Source organism: Ensifer sp. (genome assembly GCF_035999185.1).
Taxonomy (GTDB): Bacteria; Pseudomonadota; Alphaproteobacteria; order Rhizobiales; family Rhizobiaceae; genus Ensifer.
In genome coordinates, this window is record NZ_DASYHB010000080.1 from 1 (window position 1) to 8310 (window position 8310).

Annotated in this window: 10 protein-coding genes; 2 read left to right on the plus strand and 8 right to left on the minus strand. The window is 62.0% G+C overall.

Going from position 1 to position 8310, the window contains the following annotated elements; translation table 11 throughout:
* Window positions 1-241: 241 nt before the first annotated feature.
* Window positions 242-883, plus strand: coding sequence for a LysE family translocator (locus VGO04_RS08050; protein WP_327495427.1), 642 nt, complete (start codon window positions 242-244; stop codon window positions 881-883).
* 57 nt (window positions 884-940) lie between these two features.
* Here VGO04_RS08050 and VGO04_RS08055 read toward each other — a convergent pair whose 3' ends face one another.
* From VGO04_RS08055 to VGO04_RS08085, 7 genes are all read right to left on the minus strand, one after another.
* Complete coding sequence (locus VGO04_RS08055; protein WP_327495428.1) at window positions 941-1735, minus strand: ABC transporter ATP-binding protein; 795 nt, start codon at window positions 1733-1735, stop codon at window positions 941-943.
* Window positions 1732-2610 (minus strand): ABC transporter permease, encoded by an 879-nt coding sequence (locus tag VGO04_RS08060; protein ID WP_327495429.1) that lies wholly within the window; start codon window positions 2608-2610, stop codon window positions 1732-1734. Before VGO04_RS08060 ends, VGO04_RS08055 begins: the two co-directional genes overlap by 4 nt.
* A 208-nt stretch (window positions 2611-2818) precedes the next feature.
* Window positions 2819-3772 (minus strand): ABC transporter substrate-binding protein, encoded by a 954-nt coding sequence (locus VGO04_RS08065; RefSeq protein ID WP_327495430.1) that lies wholly within the window; start codon window positions 3770-3772, stop codon window positions 2819-2821.
* A gap of 144 nt (window positions 3773-3916) precedes the next feature.
* Complete coding sequence (gene rlmN, locus VGO04_RS08070) at window positions 3917-5152, minus strand: 23S rRNA (adenine(2503)-C(2))-methyltransferase RlmN (protein WP_327495432.1); 1236 nt, start codon at window positions 5150-5152, stop codon at window positions 3917-3919.
* A gap of 230 nt (window positions 5153-5382) precedes the next feature.
* On the minus strand, window positions 5383-5886 hold the full coding sequence (locus tag VGO04_RS08075; RefSeq protein WP_327495433.1) for an invasion associated locus B family protein: 504 nt from the start codon (window positions 5884-5886) through the stop codon (window positions 5383-5385).
* Between the two features lie 394 nt (window positions 5887-6280).
* Window positions 6281-6658, minus strand: a complete 378-nt coding sequence (locus tag VGO04_RS08080) for a YkvA family protein (RefSeq protein WP_327495434.1) — start codon at window positions 6656-6658, stop codon at window positions 6281-6283.
* A 131-nt stretch (window positions 6659-6789) separates the two neighbouring features.
* Complete coding sequence (locus VGO04_RS08085; protein WP_327495435.1) at window positions 6790-7107, minus strand: 4a-hydroxytetrahydrobiopterin dehydratase; 318 nt, start codon at window positions 7105-7107, stop codon at window positions 6790-6792.
* Between the two features lie 189 nt (window positions 7108-7296).
* On the opposite strand from VGO04_RS08085, the gene VGO04_RS08090 reads away from it, so the two are divergent.
* Complete coding sequence (locus VGO04_RS08090; protein ID WP_327495436.1) at window positions 7297-7773, plus strand: low molecular weight protein-tyrosine-phosphatase; 477 nt, start codon at window positions 7297-7299, stop codon at window positions 7771-7773.
* On the opposite strand, the gene thpR is transcribed toward VGO04_RS08090, so the two are convergent.
* Window positions 7710-8300 carry an RNA 2',3'-cyclic phosphodiesterase gene (thpR, locus tag VGO04_RS08095; protein WP_327495437.1) on the minus strand — a complete coding sequence of 197 codons (591 nt, stop codon included), beginning with the start codon at window positions 8298-8300 and terminating at the stop codon, window positions 7710-7712. The two genes, VGO04_RS08090 and thpR, sit on opposite strands and share 64 nt — an antisense overlap.
* Between the last annotated feature and the right edge of the window lie 10 nt (window positions 8301-8310).

Consider the following 8310-nt stretch of genomic DNA (forward strand, 5'->3'; position numbering starts at 1 on the left):
AGGATGATCGAGGTGTCGAGACCGCCCGAATAGGCGAGAACGACCTTTTTCACGTCTTTATGCGATGCCATGGTTTCCGTCCGTCTGGTCTTGGGGAGGGCGGCGATGCCGCGTGCAAATCTGCGGCACTTTAGCCAGAACCTGCGGCGATACAAGCGCTAGAACGCCGTATGTCGCGAATCCGTTGGCAAAAGCGCGGGCGCCGGATTAGTGGATGTGACCGTATGCCGAGGAAACGACGATGGACTTCATTCCCAACCTTGCGACCCTTCTCACTTTCGCCGCCGCGACGCTGCTTCTGGCGGCCACACCCGGCCCGGACATGACGCTGTCGATCAGCCGGGCGCTGGCGCAGGGCAAGAAGCCGGCTCTTTTCGTCGTGCTCGGAACCAGCTTTGGCATCGTCGTGCATACGCTACTCGTCGCCTTCGGCATCTCGGCGCTGATCACTGCGTCGCCGACTGCCTTTACGATCCTCAAGACCGGCGGTGCCGCCTATCTGCTTTGGTTGGCGGTGCAGGCGATCCGCTTCGGCTCCAGCATCTCGGTGCAGAAGGTCGAGGCGACCGAAGGCAAGGCGCTCGCCAACATCTCGGCCGGTTTCTGGGTCAACCTCTTGAACCCCAAGGTCATCATCTTCTTCATGACCTTCCTGCCACAGTTTGTCAGCGCTGACGATCCGTCGGTCACCGGCAAGCTTCTGTTCCTCGGCCTGTTCTTCATCACCATCGGCATGCCGGTGAACATGCTGGTCGTCTTCACGGCCGATTGGCTTGCCTCCTGGCTGCAGCGCAACAAGGGCGTAATGCGGGCACTCGACTTCAGCTTCGCCGGGGTCTTCTCGGTGTTTGCGGTGAAGATTTTCACGACGACGGCTCGGTAAACAAAAAGCCCGGACATCGTGGATGTCCGGGCTTTGTTATGAAGTAGTCTTCTGTACTCAGCCGATCAGCAACGCATCATCGTCGAGCGTCTGGCCGCGGATTCGGCGGAACATGGCGATCAGGTCTTCGACCTGCAGCTCCTTGCGACTGTCGCCGGCGACGTCGAGGACGATCTCGCCGCCATGCAGCATGATGGTGCGGTGGCCGTAGTCGAGCGCCTGGCGCATCGAGTGGGTCACCATCATCGTCGTCAGCTTGCGCTCGGAGACAATCTTCTGGGTGAGGTTCATCACGAACTCGGCCATACCAGGATCGAGTGCTGCGGTATGCTCGTCGAGCAGCAGCACTTCGGAGCCGGCAAGCGTCGCCATGACCAGCGAGACCGCCTGGCGCTGGCCGCCGGACAGGAGGTCCATGCGGTCGCCCATGCGCTTTTCAAGGCCGAGATTGAGTTCAGCGATGCGCTCGCGGAAATGCTCGCGACGCTTGGGGCCGAGCGCTGCGGTCAGGCCGCGGGCTTCGCCGCGCTTGGCGGCAAGTGCCAGGTTTTCCTCGATCGACAGTGCACCGCAGCTTCCGGTCAGCGGATCCTGGAAGACGCGGGCGACGAGGCCGGCGCGGGCGGCGGTGCCCTTGCGGGTCACATCCGTCGTGCCGATCGTCACCTGGCCGGCACTCGGTAGAACGTCGCCGGCGAGCACGCCGAGCAGTGTCGATTTGCCGGCGCCGTTGGAGCCGATGACGGTGACGAAGGAGCCCTGCTCGATCGTCAGGTCGACGCCGTTCAGCGCCTGTTTCTGCAGCGGCGTTCCCTTGCCGAAGATAACCTGGATGTTCTTGACGCTGATCATGCCGCACCTCCACGACGCAGGCGGGGAAGGACAAGGGCAAAGGTCACGAGGGCGGCTGTCACGAAGTTGAGGTCGGAAGCCTGCAGCCCGAGCATGTCGGTCGACAGCGCCAGCTGGATGGCGATGCGGTAGAGGATCGAGCCGAGCACGCAGCCGATCAGCGCGATCAGGATGCCGCGGGCGCCAAGCAGCGTCTCGCCGATGATGACAGCAGCAAGACCGACGACGATGGTGCCCACGCCCGAGGTGACGTCGGCAAAGCCGTTGGTCTGGGCAAAGAGCGCGCCGCCAAGCGCCACCAGCGCGTTGGAGATCGCCATGCCGAGATAGATTTGGCGGTTGGTGTCCACGCCCTGTGCGCGGGCCATGCGGGCATTGGCGCCGGTGGCGCGCATTGCCAGACCGGCATCGCTCTCAAGGAAGCGCCAGACGACGATGATCGCGATGATGACCAGAACGCCGATGAACAGCGGCCGGACGTAGAAATCGCGAAGGCCGAGGCCGTAGAAGGGCGACAGCATGGTATCGGCATTGATCAGCGCGACGTTCGGCTTGCCCATGACGCGCAGATTGACTGAGAACAGCGCGATCATCGTCAGGATCGAGGCGAGCAGGTTGAGGATCTTGAAGCGCACATTGAGCATCGCCGTGACGATGCCGGCGGCAGCCCCCGCAACCATGGCGACGCCGGCCGCAAGCCACGGATTGAAGCCGGCGATGATCAGGACCGCAGTGACGGCAGCACCCAGCGGAAACGATCCGTCGACCGTCAGGTCGGGGAAATCGAGAACCCGGAATGCGAGAAAGACACCGAGGGCGACGAAGGCATAGACCAGCCCCAGCTCCACGGCTCCCCAGAAAGCGATGACACTCAACCCCAGACCCTCTTTCTACGTGTCGCGCTTGGTTGTGCTTGTGAGCGCGACGCTCCCGCTTGGCACATGGGGCTCACGGCCGGGCGCATGTGCAGCTTAGAAACTTGGAGCGGCCTTCGGTATTCCGGGCCCCTCATAGCGAACCGCCCCCGTATGGAACGGAGGCGGGCAAAACGCAACAAACTTGAACCTGAAAAGGCTGAAAGCCTTATTCAACAACGCGCGTTGCGCGCTTTACGACACTTTCCGGAAGGGTGACGCCCATCTTTTCGGCGGCCTTCTTGTTGATCACCAGGTCGGAACCGGCGGCAACCTTGACGGCGATATCGCCCGGGTTTTCGCCCTTGAGGATGCGCACGACCACGTCGCCGGTCTGCTTGCCGACGTCGTAGTAGTTGAAGCCGAGCGCTGCGAGAGAGCCGCGCGAAACCGAATCCGTGTCAGCGGTGAAGAGCGGCAGCTTGGCTTCCTCAGCGACGGCCACGGCACCTTCGAGCGCGGAAATGATCGTGTTGTCGGTGGGCACGTAGATCGCATCGGCACGGCCGACGAGCGCGCGGGCCGCACCCTGGACTTCCGCCGACTTGGTGGCGGCGGATTCAACGACGGTCAGGCCGGCCTTTTCGGCTTCGGCCTTGAGCACCGCGAGCAGCGAAACGGAGTTGGCTTCGCCCGAGTTGTAGAGATAGGCGATCGACTTGGCGTTCGGCAGGATCTCCTTGATCAGGGCCACGTGCTCGGCGACCGGCGACATATCGGAAAGGCCGGTGACGTTACCGCCGGGCTTGTCCATGTCCTTGACGAGCTGCGCGCCGAGCGGGTCGGAAACGGCGGTGAAGACGACCGGGATGTCGCGGGTGGACGATACGACCGCCTGGGCGGACGGTGTGGAGATCGGGACGATCACATCAGGTGCTTCGCCGGCGAACTGGCGAGCGATCTGGGCGGCCGTTGCCGGGTTGCCCTGGGCCGACTCGTAGATGAACTTGAGGTTCTCGCCTTCCTTGTAGCCGGCTGCGGCCAGCGCATCCTTCACGCCGTCGCGGGCAGCATCGAGCGCCGGATGCTCGACGATCGCTGTCACGGCAACGGTCACCTCATCGGCGCGGGCGGGCAGGGTGAATGCCACTGTGGCGGCAAGGGCGATGAGAAGTGAGCGCATGGGTTGTCCTCCGATTGATTTCCCGCTTTCTTTAAGAAACCGGAGGCATGAAATCAATCGATAGGAACTGCATCATCCATCAAAGTTCTTCATCGATGGCGTTAGGTCGGGAGCGAAGAACCGTCGCCGCACGGGCGTTTCGGCTCAGTCCTCGCCGTGATTGGCGATCATCATCGCCTCGAAGGCGAGGCGGTCGACCTTGCGCATGCGCTCGGATTCCGACTTCAGCTGACCGCAGGCGGCAAGGATGTCGCGGCCGCGCGGGGTGCGGATCGGCGAGGCGTAGCCGGCCTGGTTGATGAAGTCGGCAAACTTCTCGATGTGCTCCCAGTCGGAACACTGGTAGTTGGTGCCCGGCCAGGGGTTGAAGGGGATGAGGTTGATTTTTGCCGGAACGCCCTTCAAGAGCTTCACCAGCTGCTTGGCGTCTTCCAGGCTGTCGTTGACGTCCTTCAGCATCACATATTCGAAGGTGATGCGGCGGGCGTTGGAAAGCCCCGGATAGGCGCGGCAGGCGTCCATCAGTTCCTTCAGCGGGTACTTCTTGTTGATCGGCACCAGCATGTCGCGCAGGTCGTCACGCACCGCATGCAGCGAGATTGCCAGCATGACGCCGATTTCCTCGCCGGTGCGGTAGATCTCGGGCACGATGCCGGAGGTCGACAGCGTGATGCGACGCTTGGAGAGCGACAGGCCTTCTCCGTCCGACGCGATCAAAAGCGCGGTCTTGACGTGCTCGAAATTGTAGAGCGGCTCGCCCATCCCCATCATGACGATGTTGGTGATCTTGCGGCCTTCGGCGGGCACGATCGCGCCCTGCGGCGTGTCGCGTTCCGGGAAATCGCCAAGCCGGTCGCGGGCGAGCAACAGCTGCGCGAGGATTTCCTCCGCCGTCAGGTTGCGCACCAGCTTCTGCGTGCCGGTGTGACAGAAGGAGCAGGTGAGGGTGCAGCCGACCTGGCTCGAAATGCAGAGCGTGCCGCGGCCTTCCTCGGGAATATAGACGGTCTCGATCTCGACCGGGCGACCGGCGCCGCGCGCCGGGAAGCGCAGCAGCCACTTGCGGGTGCCGTCGCCGGAAATCTGCTCTTCGACGATCTCTGGCCGGGCAATGGTGAAATGCTCTTTCAGCATTTCGCGCATGTCCTTCGACACATTGGTCATATGGTCGAAGTCGGAGACGCCGCGCACATAAAGCCAGTGCCAGAGCTGGCTGACCCGCATCTTGACCTGGCGTTCGGGAATGCCCTTTTCGACGAGTGCCTTGGCCATATCCTCGCGCAGCAGGCCGATCAGGGAGGGTTTCTCTGCTTGCGGCGCGGTGCGCACCTGCGGCGCCTTAGCGATTTCCACCCGGTTCAGAATTTCAGTGGCTGCCATGCTCGCGTTGTCCTGTCGTACGGGCGTGAGGCCGTCCGGACTGCGGGTCCGGAATTCGTCCTGATGCGCGAATTGAAATCGGTCGAGCCATCGAAAGCGGCCAATAGGGCGCGGAGGCTCTCAAGTTGAGCGGCCTTTAGCATTGTTTTGGCCCGGAGTCACGAGGCAGAGCCTTGAACGCAAAAGGCCGGCTTTGCAGCCGGCCCTGATTTCCGTCTTGCGAAGCGGAATTACTTGCACGCCTCGATCTGCTTCAGCGCAGCCGAGATGCCCGAGAGCGAGTAGGAGTAGGAGGTTGCCGTGCCCCTGCGCGACTTCGCGTTGACCGACATCGCCTTGCCGGTCTTCATCGCGGCGACCAGCGCCGGTTCTTCGGCTGCATTTTCCACCCAGGCCGAGTTGCCCTTGGTGAACATCACGAAGGTGCGGCCGTCGATGACGACGTTGACCTTGGAGTTTTCCTGCAAGGGGTAACCCATCATCGCCTGCGGCTCATAGCTGATGTTCTGGCCCGGGCGTTGGGAAACGAGGAAGAAGATGTCGCCGTGGTCGATGCCAGCCGGGCTCTTTTCCTTCGGAACCGACAGCACGTAGCAAACCTTGCCACCGCCGGCGTTGTAGGAATAGGCGCCCCAGGCGTTGAACTGCTGGATGCGCGTCGGAGACTGAGCGGCAGCCATGCTGGCGGTCGCCAGAACGAGTGCGATTGCGGTTGCGATCTTTCTTACAAACATGAGGTCCTGCCGCTTTTCTTGCTTTTCGATCACCCGAAACAGGTCAGACGGGCGACGCGTAGTCATGATTAAGCTTGTTTTGACTTAATTCAGGTTACCAAACCGTCAACGATGGCCGAAAACCGTGGGTTTAGCTCCGAAACGGGGCGGTTTGCCCCCTTGCTCCAGCGTCTTTCGCCCGATGATTCGCGATGGGCGAACCAAGGGTCGGTGCTGGACGCGTCGCCTCGGAATGCTGTTCCAGAAGGTTTCCTGCCCCAAGCCATTGCGTGGCGCCAGCCGCGCCGAAGCGGGCGACCGACGTCATTTTCAACTCTATGCCACAAAGATTCGGGCAAGAGTTTGACTTTCGGGCAGGAATGGGGCGCCGCAACCAGACGGACGGCTTCCGGTGTCAGGTCTCCGGCGCATCGGCCAGCGTCTCGTCGGCCTTGGTATAGTGCGTTTCCTTGATCTGGCCGCTGATGGCGGCAAAGGCTGCGGTCAGCACGGCGACGTCGTCGGAGAAGCCGACGACGGCGAGAAAGTCAGGCACGATATCGAGCGGCAGCACGAAATAGGCGAGTGCGGCAAGCAGGATGCCGCGGGTGCGCGTCGGCGTCTTCGGATCGATGGCGCAGAAGTAAGCGGCGACGAGGTCACGGCTGAAGGGGATCTGGCGCGCGGCCCGGCGAAAGGTCGGCCAGAAGCGGCGCTTCACGCGCTTCTCCCTGCGCTCCTGCTCGGATTCTTCGCCAGGCAAGAGAATTTCACCGATCTTGATGTCGTCCATCGTCCCGCTTCCGCTGTTGCAGCGTCCCCAAAGCGCGTCGCGAGCGCTTAGCCTTTGACTGTCCGCATATCGTTACCGCAAAACCGCTTCGCGCTTTTGCGCGACATGCTTTCATATGGGAACTGGTGGCTCTATTTCAAATGATCGGGCATGCGGCCGGCCGCCGCCTTATCCATCCGGGCAGCCAGCTTGAAGTCGAGTTCGGTCAAACCCTTGGCGTCGTGGGTGGTCAGGGTTACGTCGACGCGATTGTAGACGTTGAACCATTCCGGGTGATGGTCGAGCTTCTCGGCGACGATCGCGCACTCGGTCATGAAACCGAAGGCCTCGACGAAGTTCTTGAACCGGAACGCCTTCCAGATCGAGTTGCCGTCCTCGGAACGCACCCAGCCCTCCATCTTGTGCAGGTTTTCGGCAATCGTCGCTTCGTCCAATTTGTCCGGTCTCATGGTCATCTCCGCTCCCGCCCGTCTGTTCGAAGGCTACCGCATGTTTCCTTTGATCGTAGCCGATTAAAGGATAAAAACATGCAGCACTTCAAAGTGCTACAGCGACCTTTGCGCGGCTGACAAGACGCACGGCGCCGTAGGTCACCGCGTGTAAACGCGCATCGTCTACAGTCCTGGAAATTGCATAACATGAAACCGGTCAGAGTTCTTTTCGTTTGTCTCGGCAATATCTGTCGGTCGCCGCTCGCAGAAGGCGTGCTGCGCGAACGCGCCATCGAGAAGGGGCTCGCTTCGTGGCTGAAGGTGGATTCGGCCGGGACCGGCGCCTGGCACATCGGCGATCCGCCGGACCGCCGTTCGATTGCGGTGGCGCGCCGGCATGGCATCGACATTTCCGGTCTCAGCGGCCGGCAGGTGCGCGCTGAGGACTTTTCAGGCTTCGACCTGATCCTGGGCATGGACGAGGACAACGTCGCAATGTTGAAGCGCTTGGCACCCGCCGGCACGGCCGACAAGGTGCAGCTCTTCCTCGGCTACGCCACTGGCCGCAGCCAGAACGTACCGGATCCCTACTACGAAGGCGCGGACGCCTTCGAGGCTCTCTACCAGATGCTTGATGCCGGATGTTCGTCGTTGCTCGAAAGGCTAGGCGAACGCACCTCGTGAAGCGGGAAGACCTCTTCGGTGAGATACGGGCCGCCGCCGACCGAATCGCGAGACGACAGGAGCACGAAGCGCGAGACGTTGAAGAGCGAGGTCATGAAGTTGCCGCGCCCCGAGAGATATTCGACGACGTCTTCGACCCGGCTGGAACGCAGCCGCGCCAGCGTCACGTGCGGCGTGAACTTGCGTGGATCCGGTTGCAGTCCGAGCCTTTGGCAGATGCGTTCGATCTCGGCCTGCAGCGCGTACATTTCCGGCTGGTTGGTAACGCCGGCCCAGACCGAATGCGGCTTCTTCGAGCCGAACGCGCCGGTGCCGGTCAGTTGCAGCTGGAATTCGGGGCGTTCGATCCGGTCGAGCTTGTCGATGATCTCGTCTGCGGTGCGCCAATCGACGTCACCGATGAAGCGCAAGGTGATGTGGTAGTTCTCCACATCGATCCAGCGAGCTCCGGGAAGACCTCCGCGCAGCAATGAAAGACTCATTGCAGCATTGCGCGGAATTTCGAGGGCGGTGAATAGTCTCGGCATGGCGAGCTCC

Excerpts from the sequence above, each read along its gene's own strand:
- VGO04_RS08075 (WP_327495433.1), bottom strand. The coding sequence starts at position 5,886 with ATGTTTGTAAGAAAGATCGCAACCGCAATCGCACTCGTTCTGGCGACC.
- VGO04_RS08080 (WP_327495434.1), bottom strand. The coding sequence starts at position 6,658 with ATGGACGACATCAAGATCGGTGAAATTCTCTTGCCTGGCGAAGAATCC.
- VGO04_RS08050 (WP_327495427.1), top strand. The coding sequence starts at position 242 with ATGGACTTCATTCCCAACCTTGCGACCCTTCTCACTTTCGCCGCCGCG.
- VGO04_RS08090 (WP_327495436.1), top strand. The coding sequence starts at position 7,297 with ATGAAACCGGTCAGAGTTCTTTTCGTTTGTCTCGGCAATATCTGTCGG.
- VGO04_RS08065 (WP_327495430.1), bottom strand. The coding sequence starts at position 3,772 with ATGCGCTCACTTCTCATCGCCCTTGCCGCCACAGTGGCATTCACCCTG.
- VGO04_RS08085 (WP_327495435.1), bottom strand. The coding sequence starts at position 7,107 with ATGAGACCGGACAAATTGGACGAAGCGACGATTGCCGAAAACCTGCAC.
- thpR (WP_327495437.1), bottom strand. The coding sequence starts at position 8,300 with ATGCCGAGACTATTCACCGCCCTCGAAATTCCGCGCAATGCTGCAATG.
- rlmN (WP_327495432.1), bottom strand. The coding sequence starts at position 5,152 with ATGGCAGCCACTGAAATTCTGAACCGGGTGGAAATCGCTAAGGCGCCG.
- VGO04_RS08055 (WP_327495428.1), bottom strand. The coding sequence starts at position 1,735 with ATGATCAGCGTCAAGAACATCCAGGTTATCTTCGGCAAGGGAACGCCG.